At 73.4% G+C, this 18,257-nt stretch carries 13 protein-coding genes; 9 read left to right on the plus strand and 4 right to left on the minus strand.

The annotated features are described in order from the left end of the window. Window positions 1-129 precede the first annotated feature (129 nt). The gene (gene gndA, locus AB0N90_RS15965; protein ID WP_365196765.1) at window positions 130-1,569 is read right to left on the minus strand and encodes an NADP-dependent phosphogluconate dehydrogenase; all 1,440 of its coding nucleotides are present in this window, start codon (window positions 1,567-1,569) and stop codon (window positions 130-132) included. 270 nt (window positions 1,570-1,839) lie between these two features. Between gndA and AB0N90_RS15970 the strand changes: the two genes are divergently transcribed. After that, window positions 1,840-2,862, plus strand: coding sequence for a LysM peptidoglycan-binding domain-containing M23 family metallopeptidase (locus AB0N90_RS15970; protein ID WP_365196768.1), 1,023 nt, complete (start codon window positions 1,840-1,842; stop codon window positions 2,860-2,862). Here the strand turns inward: AB0N90_RS15970 and AB0N90_RS15975 are convergent. Beyond that, window positions 2,852-3,982, minus strand: a complete 1,131-nt coding sequence (locus AB0N90_RS15975; protein WP_365196771.1) for a DMT family transporter — start codon at window positions 3,980-3,982, stop codon at window positions 2,852-2,854. The two genes, AB0N90_RS15970 and AB0N90_RS15975, sit on opposite strands and share 11 nt — an antisense overlap. 244 nt (window positions 3,983-4,226) lie before the next feature. On the opposite strand from AB0N90_RS15975, the gene AB0N90_RS15980 reads away from it, so the two are divergent. The 4 genes from AB0N90_RS15980 (at window position 4,227) to AB0N90_RS15995 (ending at window position 11,065) form a co-directional block, all read left to right on the plus strand. Further along, window positions 4,227-5,012 carry a (2Fe-2S)-binding protein gene (locus tag AB0N90_RS15980; RefSeq protein WP_365196773.1) on the plus strand — a complete coding sequence of 262 codons (786 nt, stop codon included), beginning with the start codon at window positions 4,227-4,229 and terminating at the stop codon, window positions 5,010-5,012. Window positions 5,013-5,175: 163 nt separating this feature from the next. Next, window positions 5,176-7,497, plus strand: a complete 2,322-nt coding sequence (locus AB0N90_RS15985) for a GH92 family glycosyl hydrolase (RefSeq protein WP_365196775.1) — start codon at window positions 5,176-5,178, stop codon at window positions 7,495-7,497. Window positions 7,498-7,641: 144 nt separating this feature from the next. Continuing rightward, window positions 7,642-8,973: a wax ester/triacylglycerol synthase family O-acyltransferase gene (locus tag AB0N90_RS15990; protein ID WP_365196777.1), complete on the plus strand. Its 1,332-nt coding sequence runs from the start codon at window positions 7,642-7,644 to the stop codon at window positions 8,971-8,973. Window positions 8,974-9,550: 577 nt separating this feature from the next. Then, the gene (locus AB0N90_RS15995; protein ID WP_365197362.1) at window positions 9,551-11,065 is read left to right on the plus strand and encodes an SDR family NAD(P)-dependent oxidoreductase; all 1,515 of its coding nucleotides are present in this window, start codon (window positions 9,551-9,553) and stop codon (window positions 11,063-11,065) included. 39 nt (window positions 11,066-11,104) lie between these two features. Here AB0N90_RS15995 and AB0N90_RS16000 read toward each other — a convergent pair whose 3' ends face one another. After that, window positions 11,105-11,500 carry a hypothetical protein gene (locus tag AB0N90_RS16000; protein ID WP_365196780.1) on the minus strand — a complete coding sequence of 132 codons (396 nt, stop codon included), beginning with the start codon at window positions 11,498-11,500 and terminating at the stop codon, window positions 11,105-11,107. Between the two features lie 462 nt (window positions 11,501-11,962). Between AB0N90_RS16000 and AB0N90_RS16005 the strand changes: the two genes are divergently transcribed. The 3 genes from AB0N90_RS16005 to AB0N90_RS16015 all read left to right on the plus strand — a co-directional run bounded on the left by AB0N90_RS16005 (window position 11,963) and on the right by AB0N90_RS16015 (window position 13,409). After that, on the plus strand, window positions 11,963-12,136 hold the full coding sequence (locus AB0N90_RS16005) for a hypothetical protein (RefSeq protein WP_256639817.1): 174 nt from the start codon (window positions 11,963-11,965) through the stop codon (window positions 12,134-12,136). Window positions 12,137-12,189: 53 nt separating this feature from the next. Continuing rightward, window positions 12,190-12,675 (plus strand): GNAT family N-acetyltransferase, encoded by a 486-nt coding sequence (locus AB0N90_RS16010; RefSeq protein WP_365196783.1) that lies wholly within the window; start codon window positions 12,190-12,192, stop codon window positions 12,673-12,675. A gap of 80 nt (window positions 12,676-12,755) precedes the next feature. Next, window positions 12,756-13,409 (plus strand): tetratricopeptide repeat protein, encoded by a 654-nt coding sequence (locus tag AB0N90_RS16015; RefSeq protein WP_365196785.1) that lies wholly within the window; start codon window positions 12,756-12,758, stop codon window positions 13,407-13,409. A 44-nt stretch (window positions 13,410-13,453) separates the two neighbouring features. Here the strand turns inward: AB0N90_RS16015 and AB0N90_RS16020 are convergent, their stop codons facing one another. Further along, window positions 13,454-14,812: an amidase gene (locus AB0N90_RS16020; RefSeq protein ID WP_365196788.1), complete on the minus strand. Its 1,359-nt coding sequence runs from the start codon at window positions 14,810-14,812 to the stop codon at window positions 13,454-13,456. A gap of 245 nt (window positions 14,813-15,057) precedes the next feature. Here AB0N90_RS16020 and AB0N90_RS16025 point away from each other — a divergent pair, with 245 nt between their 5' ends. Then, a complete protein-coding gene (locus AB0N90_RS16025) occupies window positions 15,058-18,072 on the plus strand; it encodes a glycoside hydrolase family 38 C-terminal domain-containing protein (RefSeq protein WP_365196790.1) in 3,015 nt (1,004 codons plus the stop codon). Window positions 18,073-18,257 lie beyond the last annotated feature (185 nt).

Raw genomic sequence — 18,257 nt, forward strand, 5'->3', positions numbered from 1 at the left:
GCCCACAACCTGACATCAGCAAGGTCCCCACCCATAACCACACCAACGACCAACCTGGCCATCAGTCACGGCAAACACCGTTGCAGTACTAGGGCGCCCCCCGCCCCCGCCCCCGCCCACGCCGCAGCGCTACGCCGACACCTCGCTCCGATCCCCGCCCCACAACGTGTGGAACGCCCCCTCCCGGTCCACCCTGCGATACGTGTGCGCCCCGAAGAAGTCCCGCTGCCCCTGGGTGAGCGCCGCGGGCAGCCGGGGGGCGCGCAGCCCGTCGTAGTAGGACAGGGCCGCCGCGAAGCCCGGCGTCGGCACACCCTGCCGTACCGCCGCGGCCAGCACCTCGCGCCAGTCGTCCTGGGCCGCCGCGATCTCCCGGGCGAACGTCTCGTCGGACAGCAGGCTCGGCAGATCGGGGCGGGCGTCGTACGCGGCGCGGATCCGGTCGAGGAAGGCCGCGCGGATGATGCAGCCGGCGCGCCAGATCGCAGAGACGGCGCCCTGGTCGATGTCCCAGCCGTACTCCTCGCCGCCCGCCGCGATCTCGTGGAAGCCCTGGGTGTACGACACGATCTTGGACGCGTACAGCGCCTGCTCCACCCGGTCCGCGAAGGCCGCCGCCTCCGCCCCGCTCAGCGGCGTCGGCCGGGGACCGGCGAGATGGCGGGAGGCCGCCCGCAGCGCGGCGTGGCCGGACAGGGAGCGGGCGAAGACGGCCTCCGCGATGCCGGAGACCGGGACGCCGAGGTCGAGCGCGATCTGGACGGTCCAGCGGCCGGTGCCCTTCTGCTCGGCCTGGTCCACCACCACGTCCACGAACGGCTTGCCGGTCGCCGCGTCCACATGGGACAGCACCTCGGCGGTGATCTCGATCAGATAGGAGTCGAGCCGCCCGGTGTTCCAGGTGCGGAAGATGTCCGCGATCTGCGCCGGTGAGTAGCCCGCCACATCGCGCAGCAGCTGGTACGCCTCGCCGATGAGCTGCATGTCGGCGTACTCGATGCCGTTGTGCACCATCTTCACGAAATGCCCGGCGCCGTCCGCACCCACATGGGTCACACAGGGCGCGCCGTCCTTCGCCTTCGCGGAGATCTTCTCCAGCATCGGGCCCAGCGAGGCGTACGACTCCTTCGATCCGCCCGGCATGATGCTCGGCCCGTGCAGCGCGCCCTCCTCGCCGCCGGAGATCCCGGTGCCGACGAAGTGGATGCCCTGCTCGCGCAGCTCGCGTTCGCGGCGCCGGGTGTCCGCGAAGTGCGCGTTGCCCCCGTCGATGATCATGTCGCCGGGCTCCAGGAGCGGTGCGAACTCCTTGATCACCGCGTCGGTGGGGTCACCGGCCTTGACCATGATCATCAGTCGGCGCGGGCGCTCCAGGGCGGCCACGAACTCCTCGGCGGTCTCGGTCGCGATGAAGTCGCCCTCCTGCCCGAACTCCTTCACCAGATCGTGCGTCCGCGACGCCGTGCGGTTGTGCAGGGCGACCGTGTAGCCGTTGCGCGCGAAGTTCCGGGCGAGGTTGCGGCCCATGACCGCGAGGCCGGTGACGCCGATCTGCGCTGAAGTGCTCATACCGCCTGCTCCCTGATCGCCTCGTGAGTACGGCCCCCGTGTGGTACGGGTCCCCGCCCATCCTGACGTGACCCCAGGGCGAGCGCACATCAGACCGGCCATTCCCGGGAGCGGAGCGTGGGCGCCGACCGTGGCGGACCGGGGAGCGCTCCGTCAACAGCCGTACGATCATGGCCAGTTGGCGCCCATGTAAGGCCGAAACGCCGTCTTGTCGTGGCATGTGCGCGGCACATAGCTTTGCCCCTCCTGACGCATGAGGGGACCTCGCGCATGGCCCTAAGCGGCCGGCACCGCCGGTATCAGCCGAACAGGATCAACCGCGCCTCGCTCACGGTCACGGCGGGCGGCGCGGGCCTCGCGCTTCCGCTGATCGCCGCGGGAACGGCGGCGGGCACGGCCACCGGGGCGGACGCCCGCACCGGCACCGAGGCCGGTTCGCCCGTCGGCCCGCGGGCCGACACCGGGGACGCCGTGTCCGGCCGGGCCCTCGACGCCTCCGCCCACGACGTGCGCCCCCAGACCACGCCCCAGTCCCGGGCCGGTCGCACCACGATGTACACGGTGGTCGGCGGCGACACCCTCTCCGGCATCGCCGACGAGCATCACGTGCCGGGCGGCTGGCAGCGGCTCTACGCGGCCAACCGTGCCACCGTCGGCGCCGACCCCGACCTGATCCTGCCGGGCGAGCGGCTCGGCCTGCACCCCGCGAAGGCCCCCGCCGGACCCGCCGAGGCCACGAAAGCACCCGTCAAGGCCAGGAAGGCACCCGCCAAGGCCACGAAGGCACCTGCCAAGGCCACCGAGACCATCAAGTCCACCGAGGCCACCAAGTCCGCAGAGAAGAAGCCGACTTCACACCAGGCGAAGCCGAAGGTCCACGACCAGGGCAAGAGCGTCGTCGCCCCGGTCCACGCGGCCATCGGCACCGGCTACCGCGTGGCCGGCCCCTACTGGTCGAAGGGCTACCACACCGGCGTCGACTTCCTCGTGCCGACCGGCACCGCCGTGCACGCCGCCGAGGCCGGGGAGGTGGTGGCCGCGGGCTGGGGCGGCTCCTACGGGTACCAGGTGGTGATCCGGCACGCCGACGGGCACTACACCCAGTACGGCCATCTGTCGGCCATCTCCGTACGGGTCGGCCAACGCGTCGCCGCCGGCGGCCGTATCGCCCGCTCCGGGGCGACCGGCAATGTCACCGGCCCCCATCTGCACTTCGAGGTGCGTACGGGGCCCGACTTCGGCTCGGACATCGATCCGCTCGCCTATCTTCGGGCCCACGGCGTCAGGATCTGACCCGCGGCCGCCGTCGGTGCGGGATCGTCCGGCGGCCGTACGGCGCCGCCGGTGCGCGCTCCCCGGGCGGTGCGGGCTCGCCCGCGTCCCCCGGGGCGGTGTCGGCCGCCGGACCGAGGAGTTCGCGCAGCCCCGGACCCGGCCCCAGCCCCTGTTCCATGGGCGGTTCGTCGGTGTGTGCGGGGCCTCGTACGTCCTCCCCGTCGACCCGCTGCCTCGGCACCGAGGAGAGCACCGTGCCGGTGATCCGCGCCCCGGCGTCCGAAGGTTCGGGGGCCGCCGTGTCCGTCTCCTCCATCCGCTCCGTGGTCAGCATGATCAGCCCGCCCGCCGCCAGCACCCCGCACCCCAGGGCGAGCAGGGTGCCCGTCGTGCCGTAGCGGAAGGTCTCGCCGAACATGAGGATGCCGACGACGGCGGCCAGGACCGGGTTGACCACGGTCAGGGTGGCGAGCGGCGCGGCCAGGCCGCCGCCCCCGTAGGAGGCCTGGGACAGCAGCACGCCGGCCACCGAGAACACGGCGATCAGCGCCAGTGAGAACAGGGTGCCGGAGGAGTCGAGACCGCCGTCCCAGCCGACGGTGACGGACTTGGTGAACACCGAGGACATGCCGAACGCTATGCCGGCCGCCGTCGCGAGCAGCACGCTGCGCACCGCGGGGTGCCGGTGCGCGGCCCGGCCCGCGCACATCAGCGCCACCACCGCGCCGCCGGTGACGATCGCGGCCGCCAGCCGCTGGGCCGCGTCCAGCGCGTGGTCCTGGGAGGAGCCGACCAGGGAGAGCAGCCCGGCGAGCCCGACGGTGGCCATCACGGCGCCCCGCCAGGCGGTCGCCCCGGCCCGGCGGCCGACGCACAGGGTGGCCAGGGGCAGGGCGAAGACGATGGTCAGCGCGCCGAGCGGCTGGACGATGCTCAGCGGACCGTACGCCAGTGCCACCACGTGCAGCAGCCCGCCGAGGCCGTTGAGCGCGAGCGCGCCCCACCAACCGGGCCTGCGCAGCGGGAGATACGCGCTGCCGGGAGAGGACACGGCGACGCGCTCCTGCACGATCGCGCCGCCCGCGTAGCCGAGGGCGGACACGAGCGACAGCAGCACGGACAGCGCGAGGGCGCTCATCGGCCTCTCCCGCTCATCGGCGTCTCCTGTGCGTGCGGCGGGGGGCCTGGGCCCGGCGCGGCCTACGGTCGGCTTCCATGGTCAACACTCTGCCCGCCCGCGCTCTTCCCGTCGTCGTCCCTGAGCACGCAATGCGTCCTACTCCCGATGGAGTACACCGGTTCGGTGATCATCCCTCAGGTGGGTTACCCAGGGGGAGCCCCCCGACAACCGGTGCGCGAACGGGCCTGGTACGAGTGTCCCCGTGGATCTCGACCCCGAACTCGCCGCCCTCCGCCCGCCGGGCCCCTTCTTCGCCCTGCGCACGGACCCGTACGGGAACCCGGCGGGGCTCCCGACCCTCGCGGCGGCCTACGCCCCGGACGGCCCCGACGACCCCCTGACCGCCCGGGTGCGTCTCGTCGCCCACCGCCTGCGCACCCCCGAACCCCGGGTCGCCGCCTCCCTCGCCCAGCAGGGCCTGGCCGCCCGGCTCTGGTCGGTCGCGCTCGGCTGCGCCGTCCTGTACGGCCGGCTGCCCGAGCTGCGCCCGAGCCTGCTGCGCTGGGACATCGCCGCTACCGCGCCCGACGACCTGTGGCTCACCGAGGTGTCCCCGGCGCCCGGGGATTTCGCCGCCACCGCCACCGCTCTCGCCGACGCCGTGCTGCACGGCCATCTGGAGCCCCTGGGGGAGACCCTGAGAGCCCATTACGGGATCGCGTCGGGGCTGCTGTGGGGCAACGCGGGCTCCGCGCTCGCCGGAGCCGCCCGGGAACTGGAGCGCTGGGCGCGCGCCGAGGGCCGTACGGACACGGCGGCCCGCACCCGCGCCCTCGCCGGTGAACTCTTCGCCCACCCCCTGCTGCGGACCACAGGAACCCGCACCGGCACCACCACCACCTCCTTCCGCCGCCGCAGCTGCTGCCTGTACTACCGGGTCCCAGGCGGCGGCGTGTGCGGCGACTGCTGCTTCTCCCGGCCCCCGACGGCACCGGGCACCCGTACCTCAACCGCCGTACCGGACAAGGGAGATGGGCCGACCGGCTGAAAGCCCGTACGAGAGGAATGCGGCCGGGCGCGTTCCTCTCACGGTCCGTCAAATCACCCTCGCCCGCGACGCGTTTACCCGCCCCGCCGCGCAATGCCCGGTTTCACGGCATTCGCCCGCCACGATGCAGGCAACGATGTCGAACCTCCGGAGGTCATCCGAGATGAGAGGGACCCGGCGCACACGGCTGTGCCTGGCCTGGGTGATGGCAGCGTCCGCGCTGATCGCCACCCCCGCGGCAGGAGCCGCCGAGCGGACCGACGGCCACCTCACCGACCTGGTGAACCCCTTCATCGGGAGCCAGGACGAGGGCAACACCTTCCCCGGCGCCGCCGTGCCCTTCGGCATGGTGCAGCTCTCGCCCGACACCGGGCACAACACCGGCTACGACTACACCCAGAGCCGGATCCGCGGCTTCTCACTGGTCCATCTCTCGGGCGTGGGCTGCCGGATCGGCGGCGACCTGCCCGTGCTGCCCACCACCGGCGACGTCACGCAGACCGACGACGCCAAGTACGCGGCCGCCTTCGCGCACGGCGACGAGACGGCGAGCCCCGGCTACTACCGCGTCGGCCTCGCCTCCGGTATCCGCGCCGAGTTGACCGCCTCCGCCCGCACCGGCGTGCAGCGCTACACCTTCCCCGCCACCACCAAGGCCAACGTCCTGCTGAACGCGGCCCAGTCGCTGCACAAGGCGAGCGGCAGCAAGGTGGAGATCCTGGACGACCGCACGGTGCGCACCGAGATCACCGGGCACGGCTTCTGCCGGGACACCGGTCCGTACACGGTCTACACGATCACCCGTTTCAGCCGCCCCTTCACCGCGTACGGCACCTGGGACGGCGCCACCGTCACCGCGGGCTCGCGCGCCGGACGGGGCGGCGCCTATGTCCGCTTCGACACCACCGGGGACCGTACGGTCGAGGCGACCACCGCGCTGTCGTACGTCGGCCCGGCGGGCGCCGCGGGCAATCTGCGGGCCGAGGGCGGCCGGTCGTTCGACGCGGTGCGCCGGGCGGCCCGCGCGCAGTGGGAGACGCGGCTCGCGGGGGTGCGGGTCCGGGGCGGCACCGACACCCTGCGCCGTACGTTCTACTCCTCGCTGTACCGCTCGTACCTCGCGCCCAACGTCGGCGGCGACGCCGACGGCCGCTACTTCGGCTGGGACCGGCGTATCCACCGCGCGCAGGGGTTCACGTACTACCAGAACTGGTCGCTTTGGGACACCTACCGCACCCAGGCCCAGCTGCTCGCCCTGCTCGCGCCGCGTGAGGCGCGGGACATGGCCCGCTCGGTGGTGGCGATCGACGAGGACGGCGGCTGGCTGCCCAAGTGGGGCTACGGCCCGGTCGAGACGAACGTGATGAGCGGCGACCCGGTCACCCCGTTCCTGACCACGGCCTATCAGACGGGCCTGCTGAAGGGGTTCGAGGAGCGGGCCTACCGGGCGCTGCGCAAGAACGCGGACGGGGTGCCGCCCGCCGCCAACCCGGGCATCGGGCGGGAGGCCAACGCCGAGTACATCAGGGACGGCTTCGCCCCGTTCGACAAGGACCGGCCACTGGCCAAGATGGGCGACTCCGACTACCACCACGGTGCCTCCGTCACCCTGGAGTACGCCCTCGCCGACGCCATGCTCGCCCAGATGGCCCGGGGCCTCGGGCATGACGCCGACGCGGCGCGGTACGCGGCCCGCTCGCGCCACTACCGCACCATCTTCGACCCCTCGACCGGCTTCTTCCGGGCCCGTGACGCCTCCGGCGCCTTCACCGGCTCCCCCGACCCGGCGCTCGGCACCGGCTTCCACGAGGGCACGGCCTGGCAGTACCAGTGGCTGGTCCCGCAGGACCTGACCGGCATGGTCGAACTGATCGGCGGCAAGCGCGCCGCCAACGACCGCCTGGACTCCTTCTTCGCCTACGACCGGCTGCTCGCCGACCCGGCGCGGACGGCCCGTGAGGTCTGGGTGCACGGCGACGCGTACGCCTACTACAACGCGGCCGTCTACAACCCGATGAACGAGCCCGATCTGATCGCGCCCTACACCTACCTCGCCACCGGCCAGCCGTGGAAGACCACCGACGTCGTGCACGCGGCCCTGACCCTGTTCACCGACGGCCCCACCGGCATGACCGGCAACGACGACCTCGGCACCATGTCCGCCTGGAACGTGCTGTCCTCCATCGGGCTGTTCCCGATCCAGCCCGGCTACGACACCTGGGGCCTGTCCACCCCGGTCTTCGACCGCGTCGACCTCGCCCTGGACCGCCGCTACTGGCCGAGCGGGGGACTGACCGTCACCGCGCCCGGCACCTCGGCCGCCGACCGCTACGTCCAGGGCGTGCGCGTCGACGGTTCGGCCCACGGGCGGACGTATCTGACGACGCGTGCGCTGCGCTCCCTGCGCTCGCTGGCGTTCACGGTCGGCCCGCGCCCGTCAGGGTGGGGTACGTCGGCCCAGGCGGCGCCCCCGGTACTGAAGTGACCTCAGGCGTCTCCTGAGTCCCGCCCCGTTCGGCGGGGCGGGACTTTATGCGTTGTTAACTGAGCGTATATCGATCACACTTGACCGTAATCGACTGTCGGGGATTGACTGAAGTTCCCTTCCGTCGACGCGCGAGGCAAGCCCGTGACCTCCGATTTGCTCGCTCCCCTCGACCTGGCCTTCTGGAACATCGAGTCCGACCGGCACCCGATGCACCTGGGCGCACTCGGTGTCTTCGGCGCGCACTCGCCCACCGCGGGCGCCCACGCCGCCGACCTGCTCGCCGCCCGCGCCGCCGCCGTCCCCGGGCTCCGCCTGCGCATCCGCGACGTCTGGGGGCCGCTCGCCTTCGGCGGTGCCACCCGCGAGGCGGACCCGGACTTCGATCCGCTGAACCATGTACGGCTGCACGCACCGACCGGTGATTTCCACGCGGCCGCCGGACGGCTGATGGAGCGTCCCCTGGAGCGCGGCCGCCCGCCCTGGGAGGCGCATGTCCTGCCCGGCGAGGACGGGGTCTCCTTCGCCGTGCTCTTCAAGTTCCATCACGCCCTCGCCGACGGGCTGCGCGCGCTCAAGCTCGCCGCGGGCGTCCTCGATCCGATGGACATGCCCGAGCGGCCGGCCCGCCCCGCGGAGCCGCCGCGCCGGGTGCTGCCGGATGTGCGTGAGCTGCCCGGCATGCTCCCCGGCCTGGTCAGGGGCACCCTGTGCGATGCGGGGCGGGCCCTGGACATCGGCGCCTCCCTTGCCCTGTCCACCCTGCGCATGCGCCCGAGCACCGCGCTCGCCTCCCGGCCCAGCGGCACCCGCCGCACCGCCGGTGTCGTCCTGGACATCGACGATGTGCACCGGGTGCGCAAGACGGCGGGCGGCACCGTCAACGATGTCCTGATCGCGGTCGTCGCCGGTGCGCTGCGCCGCTGGCTCGACGAACGCGGCGACGGCAGCACGGGGGTGGCGCCGCGCGCCCTGATCCCCGTCTCCCGGCGCCGTCCGCGCACCGCCCAGCCACCCGGCAACCGGCTCTCCGGCTATCTGATACGGCTCCCCGTGGACGAGCCCGACCCGCTCGGCCGGCTCGCCGCCGTGCGCACCGCGATGGTCCGCAACAAGGACGCGGGCCCCGACCGGGGCGCCGGCGCGGTCGCGCTGCTCGCCGACCATGTGCCGGCGCTCGGCCACCGGCTCGGCGGCCCGCTCGTCGGCCAGGCCGCGCGGCTGTGGTTCGACATCCTGGTCACGAGCGTGCCGCTGCCCGGCGTGGGACTGCGGCTCGGCGGCCACCAGCTGACCGAGGTCTACCCGCTGGCCCCGCTCGCGCCCGGCCAGTCGCTCGCCGTCGCGATCTCGACGTACCGCGGGCGGGTGCACTACGGCCTGGTCGCGGACGCGGCGGCGGTACCGGACCTGGACCGGTTCGCGCACGCGGTGTCGACGGAGGTGGCGACGCTGCTGGCGGCGTGCGACTGCTGAGGGACGGGGCCCGGCCGGAGCCGCCCCGTTCCCCGCCCGGCCGCGCTCCGCCTCAGCTCCCCGCCTGGCCGCGCTCCGCCTCAGCTCCCCGCCTGGCCGCGCTCCGCCTCAGCTCCCCGCCTGGCTGCGCTCCGCCCTGGTTCCCCGCCCGGCTCCGTTTCGCCCTGGTTCCCCGCCCGGCTGCGCTTCGCCCTGGTTCCCCGCCTGGCTCCGTTTCGCCCTGGTTCCCCGCTCGGCTGCGCTTCGCCCTGGTTCCCCGCCTGGCTCCGTTTCGCCCTGGTTCCCCGCCCGGCTGCGCTCCACCCTGGTTCCCCGCCCGGCTCCGCGCGCCCTGGTTCCCCGCCCGGCTGCGCTCCGCCCCGGCTCCCCGCCGACTCCGTTCCGTCCCCGCCTCCCCACCGGTTCCGTCCCCGCTCCGATCGGGTTTCGCTTCCGCCGCCCGCGCTCCGTTAGAATTTCGCGTTCGATAGCGGGCGTGAGTCGGAGCGCTGCGCGGGATCAGGGAAACGGCAGCGCGATGACGGTGACAGAAGACGGCTCCATGGCCACGGAGTCCATGCCCACGGACCCCATGGACATGGACTCCACGGCCACGGACCCCAAGGCCGCGGAAGAGGTCGTCCACGGCCCGGGGATCGACCCCGAGCGGCTGGCCGTCTGCCTCGGCGTGCTGGAGGAACTCGACACGATCGACGTCGACCACCCCGACGCGATCCTGGTGCGCCGGGCCACCTCGTCCCTCTACCGGACGGTCAAGCAGCGCCGCCGCCAGGAGCGCCGGGCCGCCAAGACCGCGCACGACCGCGCGGTCACCGAGGCCACGGCCACCGGCTCCGCCGAGCGCATCGACGACGAGACCGAGGGCATCCTGCCCTCCTCGAAGGTCGAGGAGGGCCGCATCGCGGGCATACTCCAGCGCCCGCGCTCCTGCTACACCTGCAAGACCCGCTACGTCGAGGTCGACTACTTCTACCACCAGCTCTGTCCCCGGTGCGCCGATCTGAACCGCGCCAAGCGGGACGCCCGCGCCGACCTCGGCGGCAAGCGCGCCCTGCTCACCGGTGGCCGCGCCAAGATCGGCATGTACATCGCGCTGCGGCTGCTGCGCGACGGCGCGCACACCACGATCACCACCCGGTTCCCCAAGGACGCCATCCGCCGCTTCAAGGCGATGGAGGACTCGGCGCACTGGCTGCACCGCCTGGAGGTCGTCGGCATCGACCTGCGCGACCCGGCGCAGGCCGTGTCCCTGGCCGAGCGGGTCACCGAGGCCGGGCCGCTCGACATCCTGATCAACAACGCGACGCAGACCGTACGCCGGCTGCCCTCGGCGTACGCCGCGCTGGTCGAGGGCGAGAGCGCCCCGCTGCCCGCCGGTGAACTCCCCGCCCACCAGGTGATCGGCGCCTTCAACTCGGGCGCCGTCGACGGCATCGCCGCGCTGCCCCTCGGCACCGGCGCCCTGGAGGCGCGGGCCGGTGGCCTGGACGCGCAGCAGGTCGCCGACCTCGCGCTGGTCGCGGGCAACGCCAGCGTCGCCCGGCACCTGGACGGGACCGCGATCGACGCGGGCGGCCTCGTCCCGGACGTCGTGGACTCCAACACCTGGGTGCAGTCCATCGAGCAGATCTCCCCGGTGGAGCTGCTGGAGACCCAGCTGTGCAACTACACGGCGCCGTTCATCCTGATCAGCATGCTCCGCCCGGCGATGGCCGACGCGGCCCGCAAGGCGGCGCGCGGACGGTCGTACGTCGTCAACGTCTCGGCGATGGAAGGGGTGTTCAACCGCGGCTACAAGGGCGCCGGGCATCCGAACACCAACGCGGCCAAGGCGGCCATGAACATGGTGACGCGGACCAGCGCCCAGGAGATGTTCGACACCGACGGCATCCTCATGACCTCCGTCGACACCGGCTGGATCACCGACGAGCGCCCGCACTACGACAAGCTGCGCCTCGCCGAGGCCGGTTTCCACGCGCCCCTGGACCTGGTCGACGGCGCGGCCCGCGTCTACGACCCGATCGTGCGCGGCGAGGACGGCGACGACGTGTACGGCGTCTTCCTCAAGGACTACGCGCCCGGCAAGTGGTAGGAAGCGCCGCGCACTGATCTCCGGGGCCCGCCCCGGGGGTCAGTCGACCGCGTCGAGCCGGCAGCGGCGGGCGGCGACCAGTTCCAGGACTGTGCGCCAGTCCTCCAGCACCCCGGCGTCGAAGCCCGCCGTACGGCCCTCCTCCCGGGCCAGCCGCAGCCGCAGGACGTCATCGGCGGCGGCGCCCGTGTCCCCGCGCACCAGCCGGAACACCCGTTCCCCGAGCAGCGGCCGTACCGCGGCGGCGGCGCGGCGGGCCGAGTCCGCCTCGTCGCCCGGGGCCAGCAGCGGCCCGATGCCCTGGACCAGCCCCGCCACCTGGAGCTCCTTGTCGGCGGGGCGGCCGCGGCGCAGCAGCGCGGCGGTCCGCAGCGCGTGCTGGGGCCGCCCCGCGTGCAGCAGGTCCATCAGCTCCTCGACGCTGCGCAGCTCCATGCGTCCGTCCTTCCGCAAGAGGGCCGTGTCGGGCGCCAGCAGACCATGGTGAGCTTGCGGCCCGGCCAACGGCACCTGAACTGCGGCGCGAACCGCGTGACGTAGGCCGAACGGGTGATACGGACCGTCGCGCCCGCGATGCGCTTTGTTATGTATAGCTCCATATTGGACGGTATTGGGTTGCCGTTCGAAACGCGATAGTTACCCCTTGTTTGCACTCCCTATCGAGCGGCAGCCCGCTCATTTGGTTAATCTGGAGTGGACGGACAGCGAAAAGGGGTCCCACCCCCACCCATTTCGTCCGTCCGGGAGCGTGCCGCAGATCACCGGCCCGCTCCGCCCGAAGTACCGGCGCCACCGCGCCCGAACTGGCCTTCCATCCAGACCCGAGCGGGCGGCGAGCGCCGGAGCGCAGATTGTCCGGTACGCCCCGAGGGTGACCCGACACATAAGGAGTGCGCGGTGACACCGGAGAAGACGAAACGCGAGCAAAGCCCCGAAGAGTACCCGGAGCGTCCGAGCCGCCGGCCCGGAGAACTCGGCAGCCTCGACGTGTGGGCCCGGTCCGCCCCCATCCGCCTCGCGGGCTACGAGGAAGACCTCGCCGAGCCCCATATCCTGCCGAGCGTGGACTGACCTCCTCGGTCACGATCGCCGCCGCGCATGGGCGTGCTGCGAGAATCACGCCCATGCCGATCAGAGAAGCCGTACCCGAGGACTGGCCGCGGATCTGGCCGTTCTGGCACCGGATCGTCGCCGCCGCCGAGACGTACGCCTGGGACCCCGGCACCGACGAGCCCGCCGCCCGCGCCCTGTGGATGAGCCCGGCCAAGCGCGTGTACGTCGCCGAGGACCCCACGGGCACCCTGACCGGCTCCGCCTACCTCACGGCCAACTACGGCGGGCCCGCCGCCCATGTCGCCAACGCCGGATTCATGGTCGATCCCGCCCACACCGGCCGGGGCGTCGGCCGCGCCCTCGCCGAGCACGTCCTCACCGAGGCCGTCCGCCACGGCTACCGCGCGATGGTCTTCAACGCCGTCGTCGAGACCAACCCCGCCGTACGCCTGTGGACCTCACTCGGCTTCACGGTCCTGGCCACCATCCCCGAGGCGTTCGAACACCCCCGGCACGGCCCGGTCGGTCTGCACGTCATGCACAGGTCGCTCGTCTGACCCTTGCGGAAATCCCCGGACCGCGCCCGGCGCGGGCGGATAGCCTCGGCGCTGTTCACATCGACGGGGAGGGGCGGGACATGCGGGAGCTGGACTGGATCGGGCAGGCGGGGGAGCTGTTCGAGGCGGCGATGTTCCGGGGGGACGCGGGCGCGCTGGAGCGGTCGGACGATGTGCTGGACGCGGTCGAGGCGCCGCTCGCGCTCGCCCGGGGCAAGGTGCTGCACCTGCGCTTCCTTGGCGACCGCGAGGAGCGGCCCGAGGAACTGGCGCTGTTCGAACGGGCCGCCGAGCTGTACCGGCGCCTCGGGGACGGTCCCGGGGAGGCGGACGCGCTGTTCTGGATCGGCTGCTGCCACCAGGTGGTGAAGGGGGACGGCCCGGCCGGGGTGCCGTACTTCGAGCGGTCGTACGCGCTGGCGCGTGAGATCGGCGACCGCAGGACGATGTCGTACGCCGTGCGGCATCTCGGCTTCGCCGACAAGGACGCCGGGCGCTTCGAGCGGGCCCGGGAGCGGCTGACCGAATCGGTGGCGCTGCGCCGGGAGATCGGCTTCCCGGAGGGCGAGGCGGCCGGGCTGGTGGCGCTCGGCTACCTCGCCGCCGAGACCGGGGACCCGGCGACCGCGTCCGGACACCTCGACGAGGCCCGGAAGGTCGCCGAGAGCTGCGGCGCCGAGACGGTCTCGGGGTGGGTCGAGGAGGCCCGGCGGCTCATCGGGGAACAGGACTGAGAGCGGCAAAGAGGTGCGGGCGGCGCGCCTGGGCGCCGCCCGCGTCAGTCGCCCGGCGGCGCCGTACGACGCCAGGGGAGCGAGCGCTCCAGCTCCGCCGCCAGGTCCAGCAGGACGGCCTCCGTGCCGGGGCGGCCCACCAGTTGGACGGCGGCGGGGGCGCCCGAGGGCAGGGTGCCGACGGGGACGGACATCGCGGGCCAGCCGGTCAGGTTCCAGGGCGGGGTGAAGGGCGAGTAGGCCGAGTTGGCGAGGACGTTGCGCAGCCAGCCGCGTTCGTGCCAGGGCCCGGCGGCGGGGGAGCGGCGGGCCAGGGCCGGGGTGAGCAGTACGTCGTGCTCGGTGAGGAACGGGGTCAGCCGGGCGCGCAGGCGCTCGCGTTCGGTGCCGGTGCGGACCGGGCCGACGAAGCGCCGCCCGATCGCCGCGTGCACCCGGGTGCGCCGGGCCAGCCGCGCCGGGTCCAGGCCCTCGGCGTCCACCGCCGTCCCCGCCGTCCAGTGCTTGAGCGCGCTCACCCCCATGGTCAGGGGGTACGGCGGCTCCGCGCGGCGCACCCGGTGGCCCGCCCGCGCCAGCGCCCCAGCGGCCTGCCGGACCGCGCTCGCGTACGGGCGGCCGACGCCCGCCACGGGGAGCGGATTGCGCAGGGCCACGGCGATCGTGCGCCGCGCGGGCTCCTCGGCGGCCGGCTCGGCGGCGGGGAAGTCCGCACCGGCCAGCACGCCCAGCGTCAGCCGCAGATCCTCGACCGTGGTGGCCAGCGGACCGTTCTCCGACATGCCGAACCAGTCGCCGTGGCCGATCCCCGCCGGGACCACCCCGAACCCCGGTTTCAGGGTGACGAGTCCGCAGTTCGCCGCCGGGATGCGCAGGGAGCCCATGCCGTCGTTGCCGAGCGCGATCGGCACGAACCCGGCGGCCACGGCGGCGGCACTGCCCCCGGAGGACCCGCCCGCCGTGCGCGTGGTGTCCCAGGGGTTGCGCGAGACGCCGTACGGCCCCTCGGTCGTACCGAAGACACACAGCTCGGGCACGTTCGTCAGGCCCACGACCACCGCGCCCGCCGCCCGCAGCCGCGCCACCGTGACATGGTCCTCGGCCGCCGGGGTGTCCGGGGTCGCGGCGGAGCCGTCGCGGTGGGACTCGCCGCGCACCGCCAGGTTGTCCTTCACCGCCACCGGCACGCCCGCGAGCGGCAGTTCGGCCAGATCGGCGCGCGCGCCCACCTCGTCCGCCTCGGCGAGCGCCGCCCGCGCCCGTACGGTGCGGAACGCCTCGATCCGCCCGTCGTACCGCTCGATCCGCGCCAGGTGCTCCGCCACCACCTCCCGTGGCGTCACCCGCTTCTCCCGCACGGCGGCGGCTATGTCGGCGGCGCTCCGCCCGGCCCAGTTCCCCACGGCACTCCTCGGTCAGTCGTCGGCTACTCGCCGGTACGCACAGGGGCGCAGGGAGAACTGTGCCCCGTCGAGCACGGTACGTCGAGGGTCCGGCGGCCGTCGGAGGGGAATGCGTTCCTCAGTGAATCCGCAGCGAGCCCGACGCGTGTCCTCGGCGAGCCCGGCGCACGGCCTTGACGAGCCCGGCGCATGTCCTGGGCGAGCCCGGCCCGTGAACGACCGGAACCCAGCAGGGAGCATCCCGTATGCATGACGACCGCACTCTGGTGGAGGACCGCCTGCGCCGCGTCCTGACCGAGCGCATCCGCCCGGCCGTGTACCCCGAGTCCGTGCCGCTCCAGGTCGCGGTGTGGCATGCGCCCGGCGAGCCCGTGCCGGTCGCCGAGGGGCTCGCCGCCGAGCACCGGCCGATCGAGGTGGGCACCCCGTGGGGCGCCCCCTGGGGCACCAGCTGGTTCCGGGTGACCGGGACCGTGCCCGAGGCGTGGGCGGGCCGGACCGTCGAGGCCCTGCTCGACCTGGGCTTCGAGCAGGACCTGCCCGGATTCCAGTGCGAGGGGCTGGTCCACCGGCCCGACGGCACCCCGGTGAAGGGCCTGAACCCGCGCAACCAGTGGGTGCGGATCGGGGCCCCCGCCGCGGGCGGCGAGCCGGTGTGCCTGCATATCGAGGCCGCCGCCAATCCGCTGGTCTTCGGGCCGGGGCCCACCCCCCTCGGCGAGAAGGAGACCGCAGGGAGCGCGCCGCAGTACACGCTCGGCCGCATGGACCTCGCCGTCTTCGACGAGACCGTGTGGCAGCTGGTCCTCGATCTGGAGGTGCTCGGCGAACTGATGGCCGAGCTGCCGGTCGACGCCGCGCGCCGGTACGACATCCTGCGCGCCGTCGAACGCTCCCTGGACGCCGTCGACCTCCAGGACGTGAACGGCACGGCGGCCCGCGCCCGCGAACAGCTGGCCGGTGTGCTGTCCGCGCCCGCCGCCCCCTCCGCGCACCGGATCAGCGCCGTCGGGCACGCGCACATCGACTCCGCCTGGCTGTGGCCGCTGCGCGAGACGGTGCGCAAGGTGGCCCGGACGGCGGCCAGCATGACCGCCCTGATCGAGGACCGGCCGGAGTTCGTGTTCGCCATGTCCCAGGCGCAGCAGTGGGCCTGGGTGAAGGAGCACCGGCCCGAGGTCTGGGCGCGGGTGCGCCAGGCGGTGGCGACGGGGCGGTTCGTGCCGGCCGGCGGGATGTGGGTGGAGTCGGACACCAACATGCCAGGGTCGGAGGCGATGGCCCGGCAGTTCGTGCACGGCAAACGGTTCTTCCTGGAGGAGTTCGGCCTGGAGAACGAGGAGGTGTGGCTGCCCGACACCTTCGGTTTCGCCGCCGGGCTGCCGCAGATCATCCGGGCGGCGGGCGCCAAGTGGCTGCTGACGCAGAAGATCTCCTGGTCGAGGACGAACAGCTTCCCGCACCACACCTTCCACTGGGAGGGCATCGACGGCACCCGCGTCCTCACCCACTTCCCGCCCGTCGACACCTACAACTGCGCCCTGCACGGCTCCGAACTCGCCCACGCCGCACGCAACTTCCGGGAGAAGGGCCGCGCCCGGCACTCCCTCGCGCCCACCGGCTACGGCGACGGGGGCGGCGGCACCACCCGGGAGATGGTCGGCAGGGCGGCCCGGCTGCGCGATCTGGAGGGCTCGCCCACCGTCGTCTGGGAGACACCGGGCGCCTTCTTCGAGAAGGCGGCGGCCGAATACCCCGACGCCCCCGTGTGGGTGGGGGAGTTGTACCTGGAACTGCACCGCGCCACCCTCACCAGCCAGGCCGGGACCAAGCGGGGCAACCGGCACAGCGAACACCTGCTCAGGGAGGCCGAGCTGTGGGCCGCGACCGCCGCCGTGCGCACCGGACACCCCTACCCCTACGCGGAGTTGGACCGCATCTGGAAGACGGTCCTGCTGCACCAGTTCCATGACATCCTGCCCGGCTCCTCCATCGCCTGGGTGCACCGGGAGGCGCGGGCGACCTACGCGAGGGTCGCGGGAGAACTGGAGGCGATCATTGCCGGGGCGCAGCGGGCACTGGCGGGGGAGGGGGACCGGGAGCTGGTCTTCAACTCGGCGCCGTACGCGCACGACGGGGTACCGGCGGCGGGCGCCCGGCCGTCCTCAGGGGCGGCGGCGGGCACGGCGTTGGAGCCGCGCGCGGCGGGCGGGTACGTGCTCGACAACGGACTGCTGCACATCGAGATCGACGCCCGGGGACTGGTCGTCTCCGCCCGCGACCTCACCGCCGACCGCGAGGCCGTCGCCCCCGGCGCGGCGGCCGGACTCCTCCAACTCCACCAGGACTTCCCGAACATGTGGGACGCCTGGGACGTCGACTCCTTCTACCGCAACACCGTCACCGACCTCACGGACACCGACGGGATCGGCGTCGGCGCGGACGGGACCTCGGTACGGATCGTCCGCTCCTTCGGCGACTCCCGTGCCACCCAGGTGTTCTCGCTGCCCCCGGGGCAGCGGCGGCTGATCGTCGACACGGAGGTCGACTGGCACGAGACGGAGAAGATCCTGAAACTGGCCTTCCCGCTCGACCTGCACGCCGAACGGTACGCGTCCGAGACCCAGTTCGGGCATGTCTTCCGCCCCACCCACACCAACACCTCATGGGAGGCCGCCAAGTTCGAGGCCTGCAACCACCGCTTCGTCCACCTGGCGGAACCCGGCTGGGGCGTGGCCCTCGTCAACGACGCGACGTACGGGCACGACGTCACCCGCACCGTACGGACCGACGGCGACCGGGGTACGACCACCACGGTCCGGGCCTCCCTGCTGCGCGCCCCGCGCTTCCCCGACCCCGAGACCGACCAGGGCACCCACCGCTTCCGGCACGCCCTCGTCCCCGGCGCCGCGATCGCCGACGCGGTCCGCGAGGGCTGGCGGATCAATCTGCCCGAACGCCGTACGACCGGCGCCCGGGACGTGGCCCCGCTGGTCACCGTGGACGACGACGCGGTCGTCGTCACGGCGGTCAAGCTCGCCGATGACGGCAGCGGCGATGTGGTGATCCGCTTCCATGAGGCCCACGGCGGCCGGGCCCGGCCCACCCTCGTGGCCGATTTCCCGTTCAGCGCTCTCACGGCGACCGACCTGCTGGAACGCCCGCTCGCCCAGGCCCCGCAACCGGTTTGCGAGGGCGAGCGGATCACCGTACGGCTGCGTCCGTTCGAGCTGATGACGCTGCGGCTGCGCAGGCCCTGAATCAGCCCTCCGGCGGCGCCAGGGCCGGGGTCGTACAGCTGCGGCCCGTACCCGACCGGGACCGGTGCCCCGTGTCCGCGCGTGAGCGGGGCTACGGCCGCTAGGGTCTTTCGTTTGGATCAGGTCGGGTCAGGGAGCGGGGTCTGGTGCCGTGCATCGCAAGGCGGAGGAGGGCGACATGGCGG

Origin of the sequence: Streptomyces sp. NPDC093018, from assembly GCF_040684035.1 — a bacterium.
GTDB classification, from domain to species: Bacteria; Actinomycetota; Actinomycetes; order Streptomycetales; family Streptomycetaceae; genus Streptomyces; species Streptomyces murinus.